This window comes from Streptomyces sp. UC4497 (genome assembly GCF_054871485.1).
Map to the genome: position 1 here is coordinate 38,653 of NZ_JBTYHB010000045.1, position 22,807 is coordinate 61,459.

The window sequence follows — 22,807 nt, forward strand, 5'->3', positions numbered from 1 at the left end:
AGAGGAACGCCCACGATGCCGCACGACGCCCGCACCGGTACGCCGCACACGTCGATCGACCCGCGCTACAGCTCCCCCGGCGCCGAACCCACCCCGTGGGCGGCGGCCGAACGGCTGCTGACCGACTCCGAACTCTTCTGGATCTCCACGGTGCGCCCCGACGGCCGCCCCCACGTCACACCCCTCCTCGCCCTCTGGCAGGACGGATCCCTCCACTTCACGACCGGCGCCCACGAACGCAAGTCCCTCAACCTCGCCGCGAACCCAGAGGTCGCCCTCACCACCGGCACGAACACCTGGGCGGCGGGCTTCGACGTGGTGGTGGAGGGTCCGGCGACACGCGTCACGGAGCCGGAACGCCTCCACGCCCTCGCCAAGGCCTGGGAGGAGAAATACGGCCCGGCCTGGCACTTCGAGGTCCACCCCGACGGAGCATTCCAGGGCCAGCAAGGCCCATCGCTCGTCTTCTCGGTCACCCCGACCACGGTCTTCGGCTTCGGCAAGGGCGAGGAGTTCACCCAGACCCGCTGGCAATTCGGGTGACCACCCGGCGCCGGTGGGCCGGAACCGACAATTCGCCCCTACCTTTACCTCCATGGACATGACCCTGGAAGTGCTCACCATCCCGGTCTCGGACATCGACCGCGCCAAGGCTTTCTACGTCGACAAGGTCGGCTTCCACTGCGACATCGACGCCGAAGTGATGCCGGGCGCCCGCATCGTCCAGCTCACGCCCCCGGGATCCGGCTGCTCCATCGCCCTCGCCTCCGGCATCCCGAGCCCCACGGGCACGGCGGCCCCCGGCACGTACCACGGCATGCAGCTGTGCGTCACCGACATCAAGGCGGCCCACGAGGAACTCCGCGCCCGCGGCCTCGACGTCTCCGAACCGATCCAGTACGCCCCCGACGACGGCGGCACCTTCATGCACTTCACGGACCCGGACGGCAACGGCTGGGCCATCCAGGAATACCGCAAACGCTCCACGGTCCCCCTGCGAGACACGTTGTGACCAAAGGGGCGCGCGTCACCACTGCGCGCCCCCTACAGCGCCCTACAGCACCGGCAGGTTCTTCCGCAGTTCGAAGGCCGTGACCTCGCTGCGGTACTCCTCCCACTCCTGCTTCTTGTTGCGCAGGAAGAAGTCGTAGACGTGCTCCCCCAGCGTCTCGGCGACGAGTTCGCTGCGTTCCATCAGGGCGATCGCCTCGCCGAGGTTCTGCGGGAGGGGCTCGATGCCCATGGCGCGGCGTTCGGCGTCGGAGAGGGCCCAGACGTCGTCGTCGGCGCCCGGAGGGAGTTCGTAGCCCTCTTCGATGCCCTTGAGGCCGGCCGCGAGGAGGACCGCGTAGGTGAGGTACGGGTTGGCGCCGGAGTCGATGGAGCGGACCTCGACGCGGGCCGAGCCCGTCTTGCCGGGCTTGTACATCGGGACGCGGATGAGGGCCGAGCGGTTGTTGTGGCCCCAGCAGATGTAGGACGGGGCCTCGCCGCCGGCGCCCGCCGTGCGCTCCGAGCCGCCCCAGATGCGCTTGTAGGAGTTCACCCACTGGTTCGTGACCGCCGAGATCTCCGCCGCGTGGCGCAGCAGGCCCGCGATGAAGGAGCGGCCGACCTTGGAGAGCTGGTACTCGGCGCCCGACTCGTAGAACGCGTTCCTGTCGCCCTCGAAGAGCGAGAGGTGCGTGTGCATGCCGCTGCCCGGGTGCTCCGAGAACGGCTTCGGCATGAAGGTGGCCTGGACTCCCTGTTCCAGTGCCACCTGCTTCATGACCAGGCGGAACGTCATGATGTTGTCCGCCGTGGAGAGCGCGTCCGCGTAACGGAGGTCGATCTCCTGCTGGCCCGGCGCGCCCTCGTGGTGGCTGAACTCGACCGAGATGCCCATCGACTCGAGCATGGTGATCGCCTGACGGCGGAAGTCCATGCCCACGTTCTGCGGGGTGTGGTCGAAGTAGCCGGACGTGTCCGCGGGCACCGGCCGGGTGCCGTCCAGCGGCTTGTCCTTGAGCAGGAAGAACTCGATCTCGGGGTGGGTGTAGAAGGTGAAGCCGAGGTCGGAGGTCTTGGCCAGGGCCCGCTTCAGGACGTAGCGCGGGTCGGCGAAGGACGGCGAGCCGTCGGGCATCAGGATGTCGCAGAACATGCGCGCCGTGCCGGGGGCCTCCGCCCGCCACGGCAGGACCTGGAAGGTGCCCGGGTCCGGCTTGGCGATCATGTCGGACTCGTAGACCCGGGCGAAGCCCTCGATCGCCGAGCCGTCGAAGCCAATACCCTCATCGAACGCCTGTTCCAGCTCGGCCGGAGCCACGGCCACCGACTTGAGGAAGCCCAGCACGTCCGTGAACCACAGACGTACGAACCGGATGTCGCGCTCCTCAAGGGTACGGAGCACGAATTCCTGCTGCTTGTCCATCTCTCGCTTCCACCCATCCTTGCTGGTCAGGCCTGCTGCTCCCATGCCGCCCAGAGGGCCTGGTCACATCCCACCACACGACCGTTTCCGACGCGTTGCCGACCTTGATCGTCACTGATCGGCCGGTGATGTGTTCATAGTGCCTGTCGAACGCCCCAGGGTCATAGTGCCCGCCCTACGAGCCGTGCTGCCCGGTGGCCGACGCGGCACCGCACGACGGGCGGCGGACCGCCCCCTGATGCCCCCAAATCGGCCTATCGCGAACGTAGTTGAGCCGACTTGACGTCTTCTTGATCGTCTCATTTCCCCCGCGTGAACGGTTGTTGGCAAGAGTGGGCCTTTCTACGTGTGCATTACACATGCACCTCGGCGTCTCCAGCACCTCTATCCAGGGGGGACCACATGAGATCCAACCGCGGCACACGCCGCACCCGGGCAGGCCTGAGCATCGCGGCCACCCTTCCGCTGCTCGCCGGCGCCCTCGCCCTCGCCGCCCCGGCCCACGCCGACCCGCACAGCCGCGACACCCTCTCCGGCACCAAGCCGCTGTGGGCCACCGGCGCCGCCGACAAGGGCGACACCGCGGACGGCGGCAAGGTCACCGCGCGCGTCTACCTCGCCGGCCGGGACGCGAAGGGCCTCGCCGCGTACGCGAAGTCCGTGGCCGACCCGTCGTCCGCGCAGTACCAGAAGTATCTGAGCGCCAAGGAGGCACGCAGCCGCTTCGGGGCGACGAAAGAGCAGATATCCGAGGTCACGGCCTGGCTGAAGTCCGCGGGCCTGACCGTGACCGGCTCCACCGCGCACTACCTCTCCGTGTCGGGCGACGTCGCCGCCACCGAGAAGGCCTTCGGCACCGAGCTGCACGACTACACCAAGGGCGGGCACACCTACCGCGCCCCGTCCGGCACCGCCTCCGTGCCCGCATCGCTCGACGGCGCCGTGCTCACCGTCACCGGCCTGGACAGCGCCCCGCACAAGGCGACGAAGCAGGACCAGCTGCCGCCGCCGAGCGCCGTCTTCCGCAACGCGGGCCCGTTCTCCACGTACTACGGCTCCAAGACCGCGACCACGCTCCCGGACGCGTACGGCACCAAGGTCCCGTACGCGGTGAAGGGCTACACCGGCAAGCAGCTGCGCGCCGCGTACGGCGCCGGCAAGGCGACCGGCAAGGGTGTGAAGGTCGCGATCACCGACGCGTACGCCTCGCCGACCATCGCCAAGGACGCGGCGACGTACGCGAAGAAGCACGGTGACGCGCCTTACAACACGCGGCAGTTGAAGCAGGTGCTGCCGAAGAAGTACACGAAGACCAAGGAGTGCGACGCGGCCGGCTGGTACGGCGAGGAGACCCTCGACGTCGAGGCCGTGCACGCGGTGGCGCCGGACGCCGACATCACGTACGTGGGCGCGGCCTCCTGCTACGACGACGATCTGCTCGACTCGCTCGGCAAGGTCGTCGACGACCACCTCGCCGACATCGTCTCCAACTCCTGGGGCGACATCGAGGCCAACCAGACGCCCGAACTGGCCGCCGCGTACGACCAGGTGTTCCAGCTGGGCGCCGTCGAGGGCATCGGCTTCTACTTCTCGTCCGGCGACAACGGCGACAACGTCGCGTCGACGGGTACGAAGCAGGTCGACACGCCCGCCAACTCGGCGTGGGTGACGGCGGTCGGCGGTACCTCCCTTGCCGTCGGCAAGGGCGACACGTACCAGTGGGAGACCGGCTGGGGCACGCTGAAGTCCAACTTGGCGGCGGACGGCAAGAGTTGGACCGACTTCCCGGGCGCGTACAACTCGGGCGCGGGCGGCGGCACCAGCAAGACGGTCGCGCAGCCCGACTACCAGAAGGGCGTCGTGCCGGACACGCTGGCGGGCGCCAACGGCGGCAAGAACCGCGTCGTCCCGGACATCTCCGCCATCGCCGACCCCAACACCGGCTTCCTGGTGGGCCAGACGCAGACGCTGCCCGACGGCACGCAGGGCTACGACGAGTACCGCATCGGCGGCACCTCGCTGGCCGCTCCCGTGGTCGCCGGTGTGCAGGCGCTGGCGCAGCAGACGGGCGGCGGCAAGGCGCTCGGCTTCGCGAACCCGGCGATCTACGACCGGTACGGTTCGGCGAAGTACCACGACGTGGTGGACCAGCCGACCGGCAAGGACCTCGCCGTGGCGCGCGTCGACTTCGCGAACAGCTACGACGCGTCGGAGGGCCTGCTCACCTCGGTGCGCAGCCTCGGCAAGGACGCCTCGCTGAAGGCCGTCAGGGGCTACGACGACGTGACGGGGGTCGGCTCGCCGGCTCCGGGTTACGTGAACTCGTACCGCCGCTGATCCAAGGACGCCTCGGCGGCGGGTGGGCGCTCACCTCGCCGCCGGGGCTCAGCCCTGTTCTCCGATGGCCGGGTCCCGGTGGTCCGGGTGGATCCAGCTCGGCTTGCGGAACTTGAGGAACGCGACCGGCGCCGCGATGCCGAGGACGAGCAGACCGCCGCCGACGATCAGCAGATAGCGCCACAGCGGCCCGGTGTCGTACTGGTCCGGCGGTACGAAGCCGATCACGAGCGCCAGCACCGAGGCCACGAACCCGACGCCCGCGACGGCGGTGACGGCCGGGACGACGAAGCCGCGCGGCACGTCCGGCTGCGAGCGCCGCAGCCGCACCACTGCCACGAACATCAGCAGATACGCGACCAGATAGATCTGGATCGTGATGACGGAGAACATCCAGTACTGGCTGGAGACGTTGTCGCTGAACGCGTAGAGGACGCCGATGAGGGTCGTCAGCACGCCCTGGGCGATCATCACGTTCTGCGGCACGCCGTACTTGTTGAACTTCTGCAGGACCGGCGGCAGATACCCCTCCTGCCGGGACAGCAGCACGAGCCCCTTGGCCGGCCCGGCGAGCCACGTCAGCATGCCGCCGAGCGCCGCGCACACCAGCATCACGCCGACGATCCTCGTCATCCAGCCGACCCCGAAGTGGTCGAAGAACGCCTGGAACGCCTGCATGAGCCCCGCGGTCAGGCTGAGTTGCTTCGCGGGCATGACCCAGCTGATGGCGAGGGCGGGCAGGATGAAGATCAGGAGTACGAGTCCGGTGGCGAGGAAGATCGAGCGCGGGTACTCGGCGCGCGGGCTGCGCAGCGACGACACGTGGACGCCGTTCATCTCCATGCCCGCGTAGGACAGGAAGTTGTTGACGATGAGCACGAGGCTGGCGAGGCCGGTCCACGGCGGCAGCCAGTGGCTGGAGTCCATGGGGGCGGCGGACGGATTGCCCTGCCCGAGGAAGACGATCCCGAGCACGACGAGCACGACGCCGGGGATGAGCGTGCCGATGATGAGCCCGAGGGACGACAGGCCCGCGATGGTCTTCGTCCCGCGTGAACTCACGTACACACCGGCCCAGTACAGGACGACGATGCAGATCGCGACGTACAGGCCGTTCTCGGCGAGGCTCGGGTGGATGACGTACGCGAAGGTGGACGCCACGTAGGCGAGCAGGCTCGGGTAGTACGCGATGGTCATGGCGAACTGGCACCACACGGCGATGAACCCGAGCGGCTTGCCGAGCGCCTCGCTGACCCAGCGGTAGATGCCGCCGGTCCAGCCCGAGGCCAGTTCGGCGCCGACGAGGGCGGTGGGCAGCAGGAAGACGACGGCCGGGAGCAGGTAGAGGAAGACCGCGGCGAGCCCGTACAGCGCCATGGAGGGCGAGGGCCGCAGGCTGGCGACGGAGGCCGTGGTCATCAGGCCGAGGGTGACCCAGGAGATGCTGTTCTTCCCGGGGGTACCCCCCGGACCCCCGCGCCGGCGGGTACCGTCGTCCGCAGCCTGACCTCTTTGACCTGACTCGTCCGCAGTTGTCATGGGCCAATGATCGACGCAGGAAGGGGAGGGCGCACGTCGCGCCATACCGGGTGGGGGTAAGGTGCCGGGCATGGTGAGGACGAGGAGCGGCACGGGGCGGTGGCAGCAGTTGCTGCTGTTCGCCGCGCTGCTCTTCGGGATCGTGGTGATGCATACGTTGGGGCATCCGTCGGGACATCCGTCGGGGCACGACGGGGCGATGCCGATGGGGAGCGCGCACGTCGCGATGGCCGAGCACGGCTCCCCGCACGGTTCCGCCGCCACCACGGTTCACGAGCGCCCCGACTCCCCCGGTCACGGCGGCATGGATCCGCTGAACGTATGCCTGGCCGTGCTCGGCTCGTTCACGCTGCTGTTGCTGACGGCGGCGGTGCTGCGCCCGCTGCTCGTGGCGGCGGCTCCGGGACCGCGCGCCCGCGGACTCTCCTTCGCCCAGCGGCCCAACCCGCCCCCTCCCCGGGAACTCCTCTCCCGGCTGTCGGTGCTGCGCATTTAGGCCTGCGCACGCTTTCGCGCGCCTGAATCGCACCACACCCATCAACACCGACTGTTGAGGTACTCACCCATGCGCAAGCAGTCCCTTCCGCATGCCCCGGCCCGGCGCACCTTGCTTGGTGCGGCGATCGCCGTCGCCGGCACAGGAGCCCTGACCGCCTGCTCCTCCGGCGCTTCGTCCGGCCACAACGGCCACGGCGCGTCCGGATCCGCACCCGGATCCGCGTCCGGCGGCTACGTCGACCCGGCGGGCAAGGAAGTCGCCGCCGCCGAGAAGAAGCGCTCCGCCGACGGCCGGGTCCGCGAGGTCCGGCTCACGGCCGCCGCGACCCGGCTCGACCTGGGCGACCGCACCGTCAAGTCCTGGTCGTACGGCGGCGACCTGCCCGGCAAGGAGGTCAGGGTCACGGCCGGCGACACCCTCGCCCTCACCCTCGCCAACCACCTCCCCGAGCCCACATCGATGCACTGGCACGGCATCGCGCTGCGCAACGACATGGACGGCGTACCGGGCCTGACCCAGAAGTCCGTCGCGCCGGGCGCCGACTTCACGTATCGCTTCAAGGTCGCGCACCCCGGCACGTACTGGTTCCACCCGCACTCGGGCACGCAGCAGGACCGCGGCCTGTACGCGCCACTGATCGTGGAGGACCCGAAGGAGCCGCTCTCCTACGACAAGGAGTGGGTGGTCGTCCTCGACGACTGGGTCGACGGGGTGGCCGGCTCGACGCCGGACGCGGTGCTCAAGGAGCTGCGCTCGGGGATGGACCACGGAGACGGCTCCGACGGAGGCATGGACCACTCCGGCCACGACATGCCGGGGATGGAGGGCATGTCGATGCACTCCGCGAAGTCGTCCCCCGCGCCCTCCACGGAGGGCCCGTCCCGCATGATGATGGGCGCGAAGAGCGACCTGCTTGGCGGCGACGCGGGTGACGTGAAGTACCCGCACTACCTCGTCAACGGCCGTACGCCCGCGGCCCCTTCATCGTTCAAGGCCCGCCCCGGCGACCGCATCCGGATCCGGTTCATCAACGCGGGCGGCGACACGGCGTTCCGCGTCGCGCTCGGCGGCCACGAGATGACGGTGACGCACACGGACGGCTTCCCGGTGCGGCACGCGAAGACGGAGGCGCTGCTGCTCGGGATGGGCGAGCGGTACGACGTGCTGGTCACGGCGGGCGACGGGGTGTTCCCGCTGACGGCGCTGGCGGAAGGCAAGAAGGCGTCGGGGATGGCGGTCCTGCGCACGGGCTCGGGTTCGACGCCGAAGGCCACGTCCCGCCCCAAGGAGTTGGACGGCCGCCTCCTCACGGCGGACAAGCTCCGCTCGGCCGAGTCGGTGGCCCTCCCCTCCCGCAAGCCGGACCGCACGATCAGGCTCCGGCTGACCGGCGGGATGGCCAAGTACGACTGGGCGTTCAACAAGAAGCCGTACGACCCGGACGAGCGCTACCCGGTGCGCGCAGGCGAGCGGGTCCGCCTGGTCTTCGCCAACACGACGTCGATGTGGCACCCGGTCCACCTGCACGGCCACACGTTCTCCCTGCCGAACGGCCCCCGCAAGGACACGGCCGTCGTCCTCCCGAACCGCACCCTGACGGCCGACTTCGACGCGGACAACCCCGGCCTGTGGATGCTCCACTGCCACAACGTCTACCACTCGGAGGCAGGCATGATGACGGTCCTGGGCTACCGCGCCTGACCACCACACACGACTGAGGGGCGGGACACACGCGTGTGTCCCGCCCCTTGGCGGTGCCGTTGGCGGCGCCCGTCAGCGCCGCACCGTCTCCTGCTCCGTCGGGACGTGGGACGCCACCAAGCGGCCCGGTGTCGCTGTGGCGCGGCCGCGGTCCACCGCGTAGGCGATCGAGGCGACGCCCACGCCGAGGACGGCGAGGGCGGCGCCTGCGAGGGCCGGGGAGGTGACCGCGAAGCCGGCGGCGAGGGTGAGGCCGCCGATCCAGGCGCCGCCGGCGTTGGCCAGGTTGAAGGCTGCCTGGTTGGCGGACGAGGCGAGGGAGGGGGCCGCGGAGGCCTTCTCCATCACGATCAGCTGGAGCGGGGAGCCCGTCGTGAACGCCGCCATGCCGAGGAGGAAGACCGCGAGCGCCGCGCTCCACTCCGTACGCATGAGGAGCGGGAAGAGGGCGAGGACCACGGCCAGTGAGGTCAGGCCGCCGAAGAGGGTGCGGCGCAGGGAGTGGTCCGCGAGGCGGCCGCCCATCAGGTTGCCGATCGTGGCGCCGAGGCCGAAGAGCGCGAGCAGCAGCGTCACGGACGCGTCCGCGAAGCCCGCCGCGTCCGTGAGCATCGGCGTGATGTAGCTGTACGCGGCGAAGAGCGCGCCGAAGCCGGCGACCGTCGTGCCGAGCGCGAGCCAGACCGGGAGGGACTTCAGGGCACGCAGTTCGCCCCGCAGACCCGCGGCCGTCTCGCCGTGGCCGTGGTCCGCGGGCACCAGCGCGAGGAGCGCCGCGATCGCGACGAGCCCGATCGCGCTGACCGCGAGGAACGTGGCGCGCCAGCCCAGCTGCTGCCCCATCGCCGTCGCGGCGGGCACGCCGACGACGTTGGCGATGGTCAGGCCGAGGAACATGAGCGAGACCGAGCGGGCCTTGCGCTCCGGCGCGACGAGCGACGTCGCCACCACCGCGCCGACGCCGAAGAACGCTCCGTGCGGCAGCCCGCTCACGAAGCGGGCGAGCATGAGCGAGTGGTAGTCGGGGGCCGCCGCCGAGACCGCGTTGCCGACGACGAACAGCGCCATCAGGCCGATGAGGACGCGACGGCGCGGCATCCGCGCGGTGACCGCGGCGAGCAGCGGCGCGCCGATGACCACACCGAGCGCGTACGCGGAGACGAGGTGTCCGGCATCCGGGATCGATATGTGCAGGTCGTCGGCGACATTGGGCAGCAGGCCCATGATGACGAACTCGGTCGTGCCGATGCCGAAGGCGCCCACGGCGAGCGCGAGCAGGGCGAGGGGCATGGAGGAACTTTCGGGTAGCGAGGGGGGAGGTACGTAAGTTTACGTACGGAACAAAGCCTCGCCCACCGACTATTCCGTGAGGTTAAGGCGCCGTGACGAGCGGTGAACCGCTGAACGTCACAGGTCGACGCGCGCCGCGATCGGCAGATGGTCGCTCCCGGTCCCCGGCAGCGTCCACGACGTGACCGGCTCCACACCCTTGACCATGATCTGGTCGATGCGCGCCATCGGGAATGAGGCCGGCCAGGTGAACCCGAAGCCGCTGCCCGCCGCGCCCTGCGTGGACCGCATCTGCGCGGTGACCCCGTTCAGCGCGCGGTCGTTCATGGTGCCGTTCAGGTCGCCGAGGAGGACGACCTTGTCCAGCGGCTCGTCGGCGATCGCCTCACCGAGCGCGTCCGCGCTCTTGTCGCGCTGGCTGGCGGTGAACCCGGAGTTGAGCTTCACGCGCACCGACGGCAGATGCGCGACGTACACGGCGACCTTGCCCTGCGGCGTCGCGACGGTCGTGCGCAGCGCCCGCGTCCAGCCCAGCTTGATGTCGACGGCCTGGGTGTCGGAGAGCGGGTACTTGCTCCACAGCCCGACCGTGCCCTTGACCGCGTGGTACGGGTAGGCCTCCGCGAGCGCGTCCCGGTACGACGGCAGCGCCTGCGTCGTCACCTCTTCCAGCGCGATGACCTGCGCGCCGGACGCGGCGACGTCCTTCGCGGTGCCCGCCGGATCGGCGTTCTCCGCGTTCACGTTGTGCGTGACGACGGTCAGATCGCCGCCGCTGCCCGTCTTGTCGTTGAGCAGCCCGCCGAAGAGGTTGAACCAGACGATCGCCGGGGCCAGCACCGCGATCACCGCGGTCGCCGACCTCCGTACGAGGCCCAGGACGAGCAGCACCGGAATGAAGACGCCCAGCCACGGCAGGAACGTCTCGGTCAGGGAGCCGAGGTTGCCGACGGTGTTGGGGATCTGCGCGTGCAGCAGCATGACGAGCGCGAGCAGGATCGCGAGCACCGCGAGGACGATTCCGCGCCGCCAGTAACCGCGGCCGGCCGGCGGACGGCCGCCCTGAGGTCGCAGCCGGGCCGCCCCCGGTCCGGTGGACCCGGTTCCGCTGCCGTCGCCGCCCTTGTACGCCTGCGCCATGCCGTCGTCGCCTCACTGCCTGCCGTGCCCGCTGCCCCCGCCAAACAGTAGGCGATGAGCAGCGGCTTTCCGTTCCGTCACGCCCGCGCTGCCGAGCGCGGACGTCAACGTCTCTACGACCACGGGGACGTACGCGGTGGTGTGCTGAGTTCCGTACGACCGGCCCGGAAGGGACGCTGTGACGAAACCCGCACATAGGCCCCCTGACATCGACACCCGGCGACATCGACACCCGGCACGGATGCCCGGCGTCAGTGGCCCGCGCGCAACCCCGCCAGCACCGTATCGACGATCCGCTCCGCCAGATCCTCCGCCAGCGGCGCGTCGGACCGCATGACCGTGCGCAGCAGCATCGGCCCGGTGAACAGATCCGCGGCGAACTCGACGTCCGTACCGGCCGGCAGCTCCCCGTCGGCGACCCCGCGCCGCACCACCTCGTGCGTCGCGCGCCGCCGAGGGTCCACGACGAGCTCGTGGTACGCGTCCCAGAGCCTCGGCAGGGTCTTCATCTGCGCGAGGACGTTGTGCAGCAGGGCGGAGGTGCGCATGCTGAGGCCGCGCCTGCGCATGTGCTCCAGGATCCGGACGAGGTCGTCGCGCATCGAGGTGCCGGGCAGTTCGGAGTCCGGTTCCTCGATGGAGGCGACGACGTCGACGAAGAGGGCCTCCTTGCCGCTCCAGCGCCGGTAGATGGTTGCCTTGCCGACGCCTGCGGTGCGGGCGATCCGCTCGATGGACAGCTCGGTGAGCGGCACGCCCTGCTCGAGGAGTCCGATGACGCCCTCGATGATCGCCTGCTCGACGGCCTCGCTGCGCGGCCGTCCGCGCGCGGGGGCGGACGGTGACGGTGTCGGGGCCCCGGGGATCCTTCGCCGCCGCGTCTGCCCCTCGGCCCGTTCCGTGCCCGCGTCCACCACGCTCCGCCTTTCACCTGCTGCCCTTTTGCCACGACCCCGGCGCATTCTCTCAACCAGCGGCTCAGTGGCGGATCAGTGGCCGCCCGCGCCGACCTTCTCCGACCGCCCGCCGCTCTGCTCGGCCGGCGGATCCTTGGGCTTGCGCGGCAGGAACAGACCGGTGAGGACGGCGCTGAGCACGGCGACGCCCGCACCGCACAGCGCGGTGATGTGCATGGCGTGCACGAACGACTCATGGGCGGCCCCCACCAGCGCCTCGCCGCGCGGCCCGAGCTTCTCGGCGACGCCGAGCGTGGCCTCGATGGACGCGCCCGCCGCGTCCCGGAGCCCGGCGGGCAGCGGCAGCAGCTGGTCCTCGATCCCGTTCTTGTACGCGGTGGCCAGCACCGAGCCGAGCACGGCGATGCCGAGCGCGCCGCCGACCTGACGGAAGGTGTTGCTGAGCGCGGAGGCCGAACCCGCCTTCTCCCGCGGCAGCGACTGCATGATGACGACGCTGGTCGGCGTCATGACGTGGGCCATGCCCGTACCCATGAAGAAGAAGACGACCTCCATGATCCACATCGGGCTGTCCTCGTCGAGCAGGGTGAACGCGGCGAGCATGGCCGCGAGCAGCACCAGGCCCCCGGTCGTGGTGACGCGCACGCCGAGCCTGTCGACGACGAGCCGGGCACGCGGCGCGAAGATCAACTGGGCGGCGGCGAGCGGCAGCAGGAACGCGCCGGTCTGCAACGGCGAGTAGCCGCGCACGCTCTGGATGTAGAAGGACGCGAAGAACGTGACGCCCATCATCGCGAAGAAGACGAGCGCGATGGCCGCCATCGCGGACGAGAACACCTTGTCCTTGAAGTAGTTGATGTCGAACGACGGGTGGTCGCTGCGCTTCTCGTACAGCACGAAGGCGACCAGGACGGCGAGGCCCGCGGCGATGGTGGCGAGCACCTGGGGGCTGGTGAAGTCGCCCTCGTCGCCGCCCTTGATGATCCCGTAGACGAGCAGCACGAGACCGACGATGGACAGCACGACGCCGACGAGGTCGACCCGGCCGGGCTTCGGGTCCCTGGAGTCCGGCACGAGCGCGAGCATCAGCGCGATGGCGATGATCACGATCGGCACGTTCACGAGGAAGACCGAGCCCCACCAGAAGTGGTCGAGGAGCAGTCCGCCGGTGATCGGCCCGATCGCGATGGCGAGCCCCACGCCCCCGGCCCAGATGCCGATGGCCTTCGGCTGCTCGTCCCGCTCGAAGACGTTCATCAGGACGGCGAGCGTGGCCGGCATGACGAAGGCGGCGCCGAGCCCCATCAACGCGCGGAACGCGATGAGTTGGGCCGGCGTACCGGACTCCGCGGCGAGCGCGGACCCGAGCCCGAAGACGACGAGGCCGCCGATGAGGACCTTCTTGCGGCCGATGCGGTCGCCGAGCAGTCCCGCCGTGAACAGCAGGCCCGCGAAGACGAGCGTGTACGCGTTGATGGCCCACTCGAGCTCGCTCTGCGAGGCGCCGATACCTACGGGCTCGGGGGTCGAGATCGTCTTGATCGCGACGTTCAGGATCGAGTTGTCGAGGACGACGATCAGCAGGCTCAGCATGAGCACGCCGAGGATCACCCATCGACGGCGGTGCACGGACTCGGGCACGCGGGAACCCTGGAAGTCCTGAGGGGCGTCAGGAGTGGTCATGCGACCGACCCTAGCCCCATTCCGATACGGAACCGTCTCGTATTTAAAGTCACACGGAAAGCCTTGCCGAGGCTTTACGTGGACGGGGCACGGGTTCGGAAGGGGGCCTGGCGCGGGGGCGGCACGCGGTGCCACCATGGAGGTGATCCGGGGACGCCGTCAGGGCGCCTCGAGACGACATGAAGGAGCCGTTGCGATGACGCAACCCACAGAGCTTTCGGCTGCCCAGAAGACCCAGCAGACATCGAACGACCAGGCCGCCCAGAACGCCCAGAAGTCCACCGTGCTGTACGGGGGCAAGGGCTCGCGGCGGGTCACGGTCCGGGACATCGGCCTCGCCAAGGAGCGGGGCGAGAAGTGGCCCATGCTCACCGCGTACGACGCGATGACGGCGTCGGTCTTCGACGAGGCGGGCATCCCCGTGATGCTGGTCGGCGACTCGGCGGGCAACTGCCACCTCGGGTACGAGACGACGGTGCCGGTGACGATGGACCAGATGGTCATGCTGTCGGCGGCGGTGGTACGCGGCACGTCCCGCGCGCTGATCGTCGGCGATCTGCCCTTCGGGTCCTACCAGGAAGGGCCTACGCAGGCGCTGCGCTCGGCGATGCGGCTGGTGAAGGAGGCCGGGGTCGGAGCGGTGAAGCTGGAGGGCGGCGAGCGCTCGCACGACCAGATCAAGCTGCTGGTCGACGCCGGGATCCCGGTCATGGCGCACATCGGCCTGACCCCGCAGTCGGTCAACACGCAGGGCTACCGGGTCCAGGGGCGCGGCGAGGAGGCGGCGCAGCAGTTGCTGCGCGATGCCAAGGCCGTGCAGGACGCGGGTGCGTTCGCGGTCGTCCTGGAGCTGGTTCCCGCGGAGCTGGCGGCCGAGGTGACGCGTGTCCTGCACATCCCGACCGTGGGCATCGGGGCCGGGGCCGGTACGGACGCGCAGGTCCTGGTCTGGACGGACGCGCTCGGCCTCACCGGCGGGAAGATGCCGCGCTTCGTGAAGCAGTACGCGGATCTGCGGGGCGTGATGTCCGACGCGGCGAAGGCGTTTGCGGAGGACGTCATCGGCGGAACGTTCCCTCAGGAGGAACACTCCGTCCACTGAGCCAACCCGGTACGACCGCGGCCCGCCGAACTTCCCCCATCGGCGGGCCGCGCTGCGCTCCGCGGGTGACCAGGGGGGTGGTGCCGCGGGGGCGTACGGGGGGCCGTCCGGGGTGGGGCGCCCGCCGGGGCGGGGCGGTGGCGCGGGGCGGCGCCAGTCGACGGCGCGGGGACTTACGGGGAGGGGTGCGGGGCGTTGGCGCGGGGCGGTGTCGGGGTGGGGTGGCTGCGGAGGCCGGGGCGGACGGGGCCGTGAGAAGTGACGGTGTCCCGGGGCGCTGGGCGGTTTCTCGCCGCTGAGCGACTCTTCGTTCCCGTTCCCGTTCCCGTCCCCTCCGCGCTTGCCTCCTCTCCTCCGCCCATCTCCTCTCCGCCGCCTATCTCCCACCCACCCGCCCCCTCCGGGGGCGTCGGCCACACGGTGCTCGGCCTGACACCGGGACCGCTCCCCCGGCCCCGGCAGAGTTGCGCCCACGGGGCTCCGCGAGTCTCGTCCCAAAGCGGGGCTTGGCTTGCCCCGCCCTTCCGGGGCATCAATCTCACAGGGCGCCGCTACCCTGCCCTGGGCAACTTGGCTTCCCCCACCCCTCCGGGACGCCGACCTCACAGGGCACCACCACCCCACCTCGGGTAACTCGATTTGCCCCACCCCACCGGAACGCCAGCCTCACGGGGTGCCGCCACTCGCCTTGGGCAATCTGCCGCCTGGGGCGGCAGGGCGGGCAAGGCGGCCCACGGTGCCGCGCACCCATCACCAAGGGCGCCGACCCCGGCACCGCCCCCGGGCCCGGACGGGCCGAAGTCCCCGGAAGGGGGCGGGCGGCGGGAGATGACCGGGCACCGGCACAGCCAGACACGGGACGGTGCCGGGAACCACTCCCGCAGACGCCCACCCCGGCAACGGCCGGAACCCAAGCACCGATCCGCCTCGGCAAACCGCCACCCCGGACCCCGGACAGGCCGAAGCCCCTGGAGAGGGCGGGCGGCGGGAGAAGGGCGGGGACCGGCACAGCCGGACACGGGACGGTGCCGCGGATCAGTGCCACAGGCGCCCACGCCGGCAACGGCCCGAGCCCACGCACCGCCCCGCCTCGGCAATGGCCCGAGCCCACGCACCGCCCCGCCCCGGCAAACCGCCACCCCAGGCCCCCGCGGGCAGGTGGGGCGGTGCCGCGTGCCGGTGCCGCAGGCGTCCACCCCGGCCCGCCCGAACCCCGGCGCAGCCGGACCAGGGGGGCGGTGCCGCGGACCAGTGACGTAGGCGTCCACCCCGACCCGCCCGAACCCCCGGCGCAGCCCACCCCTGTCGGCGCCGTGTCGGCAGCGGCCGCCCGTTGTCGGTTCCGTGTCGGTGGGTTGTCGGTGGGGGCTGGCACCTTGAGGGCATGACGCGAATCGACAAGAACTCCGTGAGCGACCGACCGGTCGCCGTATCCGTGAGGGGACTGGTCAAGCACTACGGCGCGACCAAGGCCCTGGACGGCGTGGACCTGGACGTGCACGAGGGCACCGTCATGGGCGTCCTCGGTCCGAACGGCGCCGGCAAGACCACCCTCGTCCGCTGCCTGTCCACCCTCATCACCCCCGACGCCGGCACGGCGATCGTGGCGGGCTACGACGCGGTGCGCCAGCCCCGCCAGCTGCGCCGCGTGATCGGCCTCACCGGCCAGTACGCCTCGGTCGACGAGAAGATCTCCGGCCGCGAGAACCTGTACATGATCGGGCGGCTGCTCGACCTGTCCAGGAAGGACGCCAAGGCCCGCGCCGACGCCCTGCTGGAGCGCTTCTCGCTCACGGACGCCGCCGGCCGCCCCGCGAAGACGTACTCCGGCGGTATGCGCCGCCGCCTCGACCTCGCGGCGTCGATGATCGGCCGCCCGCACGTCCTCTACCTGGACGAGCCGACGACCGGCCTCGACCCCCGTACCCGTAACGAGGTGTGGGACGAGGTGCAGAGCATGGTGCGCGACGGCGTCACCGTCCTGCTCACCACCCAGTACATGGAGGAGGCCGAGCAACTGGCCTCCGAGCTCACCGTCGTCGACCACGGCAAGGTCATCGCGCGTGGCGGCATCGAGGAGCTCAAGGCGAAGGTCGGCGGCCGCACCCTGCGGATCCGCCCGGCCGACGAGCTGGAGCTGCGCCCACTGGCGCACGCGATAGACGACATGGGGCTCACGGGCCTCGCCACCACCACCGTGGACACCCGGTCCGGGTCCGTCCTGGTCCCCGTACTCAGTGACGAGCAGCTCACCGCCGTGGTGGGCGCGGTCACCGCGCGGGGCATCACGATCGGCTCCATCACCACCGAACTGCCCAGCCTGGACGAGGTGTTCCTCTCCATCACCGGCCACAAGGCCTCCGCCCCGCAGGACGCCAGGCCCGAACTCGAGGAGGCCGCCGTATGAGTGCCACCACCCTCAGCCCCACTGCGGCCCCCACGATCACCGTCGAGGCCGACCCCAAGATCGGCCTGAGCGGCCATCTGCGTCACACGGGCGCGCTGATCCGCCGCAACCTGCTGTGGATCCGCAACGACCCGGAGTCGATGTTCGACGCGGTCCTCATGCCGATCATCTTCACGCTCCTGTTCGTGTACGTCTTCGGCGGCTCGATCGGCTCCGCGATGGGCGGCGGCCAGGAAGCGTACGTCCAGTACGTGATCCCCGGCATGGTCGCGATGATGAGCATGAACATCGCGCAGGGCGTCGGCACCGGCTTCAACGAGGACTTCCAGAAGGGCATCATGGACCGCTTCCGGTCCCTGCCCATCGGCCGCGGCTCGGTGCTCATGGCCAAGGTGGTCGTCGAGATGCTGCGCCTCCTCGTCGCCACCACGGTCCTGATGATCGTCGCGCTGCTCGTCGGCTTCGACATCACCAGCTGGGCCGGTCTGCTCGGCGCCATCGGCCTGACCGCGCTGTTCGGCTCCGCCCTCATGTGGATCTTCCTGACGCTCGGCGTGACCATGAAGAGCGCGCAGGCCGTGCAGGCCATGGGCTTCCTGGTGATGATGCCGCTGCAGTTCGGCTCGTCGATCTTCGCGCCGACCGAGTCGATGCCGGGCTGGCTGCAGGCCTTCACCGACTGGAACCCGATCTCGTCCCTCGCTGACGCCTGCCGCGGAATGATGGTCGGCGGCCCGGTCACGCACGACCTGTGGGTGACCCTCGGGTGGACGGCAGTGATCACGGCCGTCATGGCCCCGATCGCGATCCGTAAGTTCACCACCAAGAGCTGACCCTGCGCGGAACGGGTCCGGGCGACCGGGTCGATTCGCGTCGGTCGTCAGTCGTCCAACAGGGCGGTGGCCTCCTCCAGGGAGAGGCCGCCGCCCTCTGCGTGTGCCCGTTCGTACGTCGCCTCGTCGAGCAGCGCGCGGACCGCCGCCTCGGCGTCCGTGCGCCAATTGCGTTCCAGGAGCGCCGGTCTGTGCCCCTCGGGCGTCGCCGCGTCGGCCGCGCCCATGAGCCGTGCGGCGGCCACCGCGTCGCCCTCCCCGCCCCGCTGGGCGACGGCCCGGGCCGCCGTGCACAGATGGATCCCCACCAGCTGCGGCATGACGAGCGCGGACAGTGGATTGCCCGCGATGTCGAGGCAGCGCCGCAGATGCGCGAGGGCGTCCTCGGTGTGCCCGTCGACGACGTCGATCATCGCCTCCATGCCGACGGTCATGCCGTGGAAGAACCCGATCTGCGCCACCTTGAACTCGCCGCGCAGCAGCGCGAGTTGCTCACGGGCCTCGCCGGTGCGGCCGGTGTACGCGAGGTGGGAGACGAGGAAGAGGCGGGCGGCGGGCCGGGACTCGTTGGTGTGCCGGCGACCGTCCGCGAGCGACTCCCACAGCAGCGCCTCGCCCTCCTCGACGTCCCCCTGCTCGATGCGCGCCTGGCCGAGCCTGACCTGAAGGATCGCGGCCTGCGAGTGGGCGCCCATGCTCTGCGCGACCTCACGGGCGCGCGTGTAGTCGGCGGCGGCGCCCTCGAAGTCGCCGAGCTTCTCGCGCGCCTCGCCGCGCGCGGACAGCGCCTCGGCCGTCCCCCACTCGTCGCCGAGCCGGCTGAACAGCTCCAGCGACTCGTCGGCGTACGCGAGCCCTTCCTCGGCCCAGTCGCTGCGGTTGGCGAAGATGTTGGCCCGCATCTGGAGGACGAGCGCCAGCTCCCAGTCGTAGCCGAGTTCGCGGCAGGTCCGCGTGGACACGGCGGCGAGTTCCTGGAGGCGGTCCATGTCGCCGGTCATCAGAACGGCGAAGTACCAGATGTTGCCCGGCGGGCGGCAGGCCTGCGGGAGGTCGGGGCGGTAGGTGTCGATGACGGCACGGAGCCGGGTCTGGCCCTCCTCCGACTGCCAGTGGTCCATCTCCATGTCCATGTAGCCGAGCCGGCACAGGTGGACCTGGCGGCGCGCCTCTTCGAAGAGCTCGCCGGTCAGCGGGGGCGGGATGTCGGTGCAGCGCTGGTGCAGCGGCGGGGCGGGGCGCACGGGCCCGGCGAACGGGTCGGGGCCGAGCGCCGCGGCCTCCCCCGTCCACGTACGGGCGTCGACGCGCAGGTCCCGCATCTGCCAGAACCAGGCCAGCGACAGGACGAGGCTGAACGCCTCCTGCTCGTCACCGGCCGCGACCGCGTGCCGCAGGGCCGTGCGCAGATTCTCGTAGTCACGCTCGATGCGGGCGATGGCGGCGCGCTGGCCGCCGCCGCGGAGCAACGGGTCGGTGGTGCGGGCGAGTTCGCGGTAGTACGTGAGGTGGGCGCGCTCGGCGGCGGCGCGCTCCCCGGACTCGTCGAGGCGGTCGTCCGCGTACTCGGAGACGGTTTCGAGGAGGCGGTAGCGCATGTCGCCGCTGTCCTCCTCGGGGGTGGCGACCACGAGCGACTTGTCGACGAGGGAGGCCAGGGTGTCGAGCGCGTCCGGGCCGCAGACCGCCTCGGCGGCGGGCAGGTCGCAGCCGCCGCTGAACACGGAGAGGCGGGCGAGGGTGGCGCGCTCCGGCTCGTCGAGCAGCTCCCACGACCAGTCGACGACCGCGCGCAGGGTCTGCTGGCGGGGCAGGGCCGTGCGGGCGCCCGAGGTCAGCAGCCGGAAGCGGTCGTCGAGACGGTCGGCGATCTGGCGGGGCGTGAGCATGCGCAGGCGCGCCGCGGCGAGTTCGATGGCGAGCGGGAGGCCGTCGAGGCGGCGGCAGATCTCGCCCACCGCGTCCGGGGCCTCGTCCACGGTGAAGCCGGGGCGCACGGCGGCGGCGCGCTCGCCGAACAGCCGCAGCGCGTACGGCTCCGGGAGCGGTTCCACCGGGTACAGCAACTCGCCCGGTACGCCGAGGGGTTCGCGGCTCGTCGCCAGGATCGTGACGCCGGGGCAGTGGGCGAGGAGGTCGTCGGCGAGGGCGGCGGCCGCGTCGATGACGTGCTCGCAGTTGTCGAGGATCAGCAGGAGCCGGCGGTCCTCGCAGTGCTCCACGAGCCGTACGAGGGGGTCGTCGCCCTGCCGCTCGCCGGCGACGCGAAGCTCTTCGGCGCCGGCGCCGCGCAGCACGGTCTCGCGGGCCCCGAGCGCACTGACGACCGCCTCCGGCACGGCGGCCGGATCGCTGACCGGCGCCAGCTCCGCGAGCCACACCCCGTCCGGAACGGTCCCGAGCCCCTCGGCGACCTCCTGCGAAAGCCGCGTCTTCCCGGCCCCACCGGGCCCGAGCAACGTGACCAGCCTTACGCGTCCCAGATCGGCCCGAATGGCATCGATGTCGCCCACCCGCCCGACGAAGGAGGTGAGCCGGGCGCGAAGGTTACCCGGGGCGGGCGCCGTAGCGGGTGCGGCCTGCACCGGGGGCCGCCTTGCCCACCCTGCCGCCCCAGGCGGCAGATTGCCCAAGTCGGCGGCACCATCAAGCCCCTGCGGCCCATCAAGCCCCTGCGGCGATTGAGCAGCAGGGTCCGGGGCGGAGCCCCGTGGCGTTGGAGCGGTCGGCGCCAACAACTCCTCGTGCAACGCCCGGAGTTCCGGCCCGGGGTCGGCCCCCAGCACATCCGCCAACCCCCGCCGCACCCCCTCATAAGCGGCCAGCGCCTCCGCCGCCCTCCCCGCGGAGCGCAACGCCCGCAACCGCAGCACCTGCAACGGCTCGTCCAACGGATACGCATCGCAGAGCGAGGTCAATTCCGGCAGCACCTCGTCCGCCCGGCCGAGGGCCAGGTACGCGGCGAGCCGGGTGCGCCGGGCATCGAGGTGCCGGGTGTCCCAACGCGTGACCTCGGTCGACCGGTCCGGAAGATCGGCGAGCGCCGGCCCCCGCCACAACGCGAGCGCGTCGTCGAGAAGGTCGAGCGCCTTGGCCGGGTCACCGTCCGCGAAGGCCCGCACCCCGTCCCCGGTCAGCCGCTCGAAGCGGAACAGATCGACGTCGTCCGCGGCGGCGACGAGCCGGTAGCCGCCCTCGGACGAGGTGATCGCCCCGGCCCCCAGGGCCCTGCGCAGCCGCCCGACCAGCGCCTGAAGCGCGCCCGCCGCATCCGCTGGCGGCTCCTCGCCCCACACCTCGTCGACGAGGAACGCGACGGGTACGGCGCGGCCGGGCCGCAGCGCGAGCACCGTGAGCAGGGCACGCAGCCGCGCCCCGCCGACCGGGACGGCCGTGCCGTCGTCGCGGAGTGCCTGGGTGGTGCCGAGGATGCGGTAGCGCACGGCCCTATTCTCCCTGTCCCGGCAGTGAGCCACGTCCCAGTCCCCCAGTTCCTTTTCCCGCCCCGATCGAGTGAACGGTTATGTAACGCTCAGTTCGTAAGACACAGGGGCGCCAGCATCGTGGCATGGGTGACACCGAGCGAGCTCTGATCGTCGTACGCCTCACCAACGAAACCGAGGCGACCACCAGCCCTGAGCGTCAGCACAAGGAATGCGCCGCGTACTGCGCCGAACGCGGGTGGGACGTTGTCGGCACGGCACGGGACTTCGAATCCGCTACCCGCTCCACCCCTTGGGAGAGACCGGAACTGGGCGGCCTGGCTCCGTGACCGCGCCCCCGAGTTCGACGTCATCGTGGTCTGGCGACTCGACCGACTCGTGCGCAAGGTCAGTGACCTGGACCGCCTCATCCACTGGGCAGACGGACACGGCGGCAAGGCGATCGTGTCCGTCACCGAGCCGTTCGACCTGACCGCACCCGCAGGGCGCGCGATGGCCGCCATGATCGCCTCGTTCGCGCGCATGGAGTCACGTGCCGCATCGGACCGTGTGACCTCCATGCGTCACCATCTGCTGCCGACTCCACGCTGGGGCGGAGGCAGTCCGCCGTACGGATACCGGACGCACGGAACAGCTGACGGGAGGTACCTGGAGATCCATCCGGATACTGCCCCACTCGTTCACGAAGCGGCCCGGCGCGTGATCAGCGGCGAGGCCGTCAACGCGATCTGCAGAGACTTCGAGGCTCGCGGCCTCCCCTCGCCATCCGACTCCTATCAGAGGCGCAAGGCCGAGCGTGATTTCGTGTGGCACCCCGTCACCCTGAAGAGAATCCTCTCGTCGCCCACCTTGCTCGGCTTCAAAACTCGGAACGAGGCCGTGCCCGGCAAGAAGTACCGACGCCGGGTGCCGGTCGTGGACCAGCACGGGGACCGCGTCCGCATCGCTGACCCCCTGCTGACCACTGCTGAATGGGAAGACCTGCAAAAGGCTCTGGACGCGGCCTCCACCTCGTCTCCCAAACCGGAATCGCCCAGAACGCCTCTCCTCGGCGTCATCAAGTGCGGCGGCTGCGGGAAGAACCTTCAGATCCATACGACACAGAAGAAGCGCAAGGACGGCTCAGTACGTGCCACCAGCAAGATCCGCTGCCTCTCCCGTCCTGGCGCCCCGGCATGCCGGGGCTACGTCTTCTCCCCACAGGACGAACTCGTCGCGCCGGTCCTCGCCGAGGTGTATTCCGTGCTGGGGGAACACCCGGTGACCCATCGGCTCTATGCGGTGGATGGCCCGTCGGATCACTGGGGCTATCAGGAGACAGGAGGCACCTTCCGCGAACGCTGGGACGCTCTGGGGATTCCCGCCGTCACGGCGGACCTTCTGCGTGCGGGAGTCACCATCGACTGCCATCCACCGGAGAAAGGCGGGCACGTTCTCCGCGTTTCGGGCACCGTGCGCCAACGTCTCGCCCTGGTCGATGAATCGCCGCATTAGGCTCAC

Annotated in this window: 16 protein-coding genes and 1 pseudogene; 10 read left to right on the forward strand and 7 right to left on the reverse strand. The window is 70.8% G+C overall.

Going from position 1 to position 22,807, the window contains the following annotated elements; all coding sequences use genetic code 11:
• Window positions 1-15 precede the first annotated feature (15 nt).
• Window positions 16-543: a pyridoxamine 5'-phosphate oxidase family protein gene (locus ACYSUO_RS37375; RefSeq protein ID WP_461780657.1), complete on the forward strand. Its 528-nt coding sequence runs from the start codon at window positions 16-18 to the stop codon at window positions 541-543.
• A 52-nt stretch (window positions 544-595) separates the two neighbouring features.
• On the forward strand, window positions 596-1,012 hold the full coding sequence (locus ACYSUO_RS37380) for a VOC family protein (RefSeq protein WP_461780658.1): 417 nt from the start codon (window positions 596-598) through the stop codon (window positions 1,010-1,012).
• Window positions 1,013-1,054: 42 nt separating this feature from the next.
• Here ACYSUO_RS37380 and ACYSUO_RS37385 read toward each other — a convergent pair whose 3' ends face one another.
• On the reverse strand, window positions 1,055-2,416 hold the full coding sequence (locus tag ACYSUO_RS37385; protein WP_385768450.1) for a glutamine synthetase family protein: 1,362 nt from the start codon (window positions 2,414-2,416) through the stop codon (window positions 1,055-1,057).
• 402 nt (window positions 2,417-2,818) lie between these two features.
• On the opposite strand from ACYSUO_RS37385, the gene ACYSUO_RS37390 reads away from it, so the two are divergent.
• Window positions 2,819-4,753 (forward strand): S53 family peptidase, encoded by a 1,935-nt coding sequence (locus ACYSUO_RS37390; protein ID WP_461780659.1) that lies wholly within the window; start codon window positions 2,819-2,821, stop codon window positions 4,751-4,753.
• 48 nt (window positions 4,754-4,801) lie between these two features.
• On the opposite strand, the gene ACYSUO_RS37395 is transcribed toward ACYSUO_RS37390, so the two are convergent.
• Window positions 4,802-6,292, reverse strand: coding sequence for an APC family permease (locus ACYSUO_RS37395; RefSeq protein ID WP_461780660.1), 1,491 nt, complete (start codon window positions 6,290-6,292; stop codon window positions 4,802-4,804).
• Between the two features lie 70 nt (window positions 6,293-6,362).
• Between ACYSUO_RS37395 and ACYSUO_RS37400 the strand changes: the two genes are divergently transcribed.
• Complete coding sequence (locus ACYSUO_RS37400) at window positions 6,363-6,788, forward strand: DUF6153 family protein (RefSeq protein ID WP_461780661.1); 426 nt, start codon at window positions 6,363-6,365, stop codon at window positions 6,786-6,788.
• Window positions 6,789-6,857: 69 nt separating this feature from the next.
• Entirely contained in the window at window positions 6,858-8,492 is a 1,635-nt protein-coding gene (locus ACYSUO_RS37405; RefSeq protein ID WP_461780662.1) for a multicopper oxidase family protein, read from the forward strand.
• 72 nt (window positions 8,493-8,564) lie between these two features.
• On the opposite strand, the gene ACYSUO_RS37410 is transcribed toward ACYSUO_RS37405, so the two are convergent.
• From ACYSUO_RS37410 to ACYSUO_RS37425, 4 genes and pseudogenes are all read right to left on the reverse strand, one after another.
• Complete coding sequence (locus ACYSUO_RS37410) at window positions 8,565-9,782, reverse strand: MFS transporter (protein WP_461780663.1); 1,218 nt, start codon at window positions 9,780-9,782, stop codon at window positions 8,565-8,567.
• Between the two features lie 117 nt (window positions 9,783-9,899).
• A pseudogene (locus ACYSUO_RS37415) lies at window positions 9,900-10,938 on the reverse strand (endonuclease/exonuclease/phosphatase family protein).
• A gap of 235 nt (window positions 10,939-11,173) precedes the next feature.
• A complete protein-coding gene (locus tag ACYSUO_RS37420; protein WP_461780664.1) occupies window positions 11,174-11,884 on the reverse strand; it encodes a TetR/AcrR family transcriptional regulator in 711 nt (236 codons plus the stop codon).
• A 27-nt stretch (window positions 11,885-11,911) separates the two neighbouring features.
• Window positions 11,912-13,522: a DHA2 family efflux MFS transporter permease subunit gene (locus tag ACYSUO_RS37425; protein ID WP_461780665.1), complete on the reverse strand. Its 1,611-nt coding sequence runs from the start codon at window positions 13,520-13,522 to the stop codon at window positions 11,912-11,914.
• Window positions 13,523-13,718: 196 nt separating this feature from the next.
• On the opposite strand from ACYSUO_RS37425, the gene panB reads away from it, so the two are divergent.
• From panB to ACYSUO_RS37440, 3 genes are all read left to right on the forward strand, one after another.
• The gene (gene panB, locus ACYSUO_RS37430) at window positions 13,719-14,624 is read left to right on the forward strand and encodes a 3-methyl-2-oxobutanoate hydroxymethyltransferase (protein ID WP_461780666.1); all 906 of its coding nucleotides are present in this window, start codon (window positions 13,719-13,721) and stop codon (window positions 14,622-14,624) included.
• Window positions 14,625-16,008: 1,384 nt separating this feature from the next.
• Complete coding sequence (locus ACYSUO_RS37435; RefSeq protein WP_461780667.1) at window positions 16,009-17,031, forward strand: ATP-binding cassette domain-containing protein; 1,023 nt, start codon at window positions 16,009-16,011, stop codon at window positions 17,029-17,031.
• Window positions 17,028-17,864, forward strand: a complete 837-nt coding sequence (locus tag ACYSUO_RS37440) for an ABC transporter permease (protein ID WP_461780668.1) — start codon at window positions 17,028-17,030, stop codon at window positions 17,862-17,864. The genes ACYSUO_RS37435 and ACYSUO_RS37440 overlap by 4 nt, the downstream gene beginning before the upstream one ends.
• A 47-nt stretch (window positions 17,865-17,911) precedes the next feature.
• Here the strand turns inward: ACYSUO_RS37440 and ACYSUO_RS37445 are convergent, their stop codons facing one another.
• Window positions 17,912-21,307 (reverse strand): AfsR/SARP family transcriptional regulator, encoded by a 3,396-nt coding sequence (locus ACYSUO_RS37445; RefSeq protein ID WP_461780669.1) that lies wholly within the window; start codon window positions 21,305-21,307, stop codon window positions 17,912-17,914.
• Between the two features lie 125 nt (window positions 21,308-21,432).
• Between ACYSUO_RS37445 and ACYSUO_RS37450 the strand changes: the two genes are divergently transcribed.
• The gene (locus ACYSUO_RS37450) at window positions 21,433-21,636 is read left to right on the forward strand and encodes a recombinase family protein (RefSeq protein WP_461780670.1); all 204 of its coding nucleotides are present in this window, start codon (window positions 21,433-21,435) and stop codon (window positions 21,634-21,636) included.
• A gap of 25 nt (window positions 21,637-21,661) precedes the next feature.
• A complete protein-coding gene (locus tag ACYSUO_RS37455) occupies window positions 21,662-22,801 on the forward strand; it encodes a recombinase family protein (protein WP_461780671.1) in 1,140 nt (379 codons plus the stop codon).
• Window positions 22,802-22,807: the final 6 nt, after the last annotated feature.

Coding starts and splice junctions, on each gene's coding strand:
- ACYSUO_RS37435 (WP_461780667.1), top strand. CDS start 16,009: ATGACGCGAATCGACAAGAACTCCGTGAGCGACCGACCGGTCGCCGTA.
- ACYSUO_RS37410 (WP_461780663.1), bottom strand. CDS start 9,782: ATGCCCCTCGCCCTGCTCGCGCTCGCCGTGGGCGCCTTCGGCATCGGC.
- ACYSUO_RS37375 (WP_461780657.1), top strand. CDS start 16: ATGCCGCACGACGCCCGCACCGGTACGCCGCACACGTCGATCGACCCG.
- ACYSUO_RS37420 (WP_461780664.1), bottom strand. CDS start 11,884: ATGCGCCGGGGTCGTGGCAAAAGGGCAGCAGGTGAAAGGCGGAGCGTG.
- ACYSUO_RS37390 (WP_461780659.1), top strand. CDS start 2,819: ATGAGATCCAACCGCGGCACACGCCGCACCCGGGCAGGCCTGAGCATC.
- ACYSUO_RS37380 (WP_461780658.1), top strand. CDS start 596: ATGGACATGACCCTGGAAGTGCTCACCATCCCGGTCTCGGACATCGAC.
- ACYSUO_RS37450 (WP_461780670.1), top strand. CDS start 21,433: ATGGGTGACACCGAGCGAGCTCTGATCGTCGTACGCCTCACCAACGAA.
- panB (WP_461780666.1), top strand. CDS start 13,719: ATGACGCAACCCACAGAGCTTTCGGCTGCCCAGAAGACCCAGCAGACA.
- ACYSUO_RS37385 (WP_385768450.1), bottom strand. CDS start 2,416: ATGGACAAGCAGCAGGAATTCGTGCTCCGTACCCTTGAGGAGCGCGAC.
- ACYSUO_RS37400 (WP_461780661.1), top strand. CDS start 6,363: ATGGTGAGGACGAGGAGCGGCACGGGGCGGTGGCAGCAGTTGCTGCTG.
- ACYSUO_RS37425 (WP_461780665.1), bottom strand. CDS start 13,522: ATGACCACTCCTGACGCCCCTCAGGACTTCCAGGGTTCCCGCGTGCCC.
- ACYSUO_RS37440 (WP_461780668.1), top strand. CDS start 17,028: ATGAGTGCCACCACCCTCAGCCCCACTGCGGCCCCCACGATCACCGTC.
- ACYSUO_RS37405 (WP_461780662.1), top strand. CDS start 6,858: ATGCGCAAGCAGTCCCTTCCGCATGCCCCGGCCCGGCGCACCTTGCTT.
- ACYSUO_RS37395 (WP_461780660.1), bottom strand. CDS start 6,292: ATGACAACTGCGGACGAGTCAGGTCAAAGAGGTCAGGCTGCGGACGAC.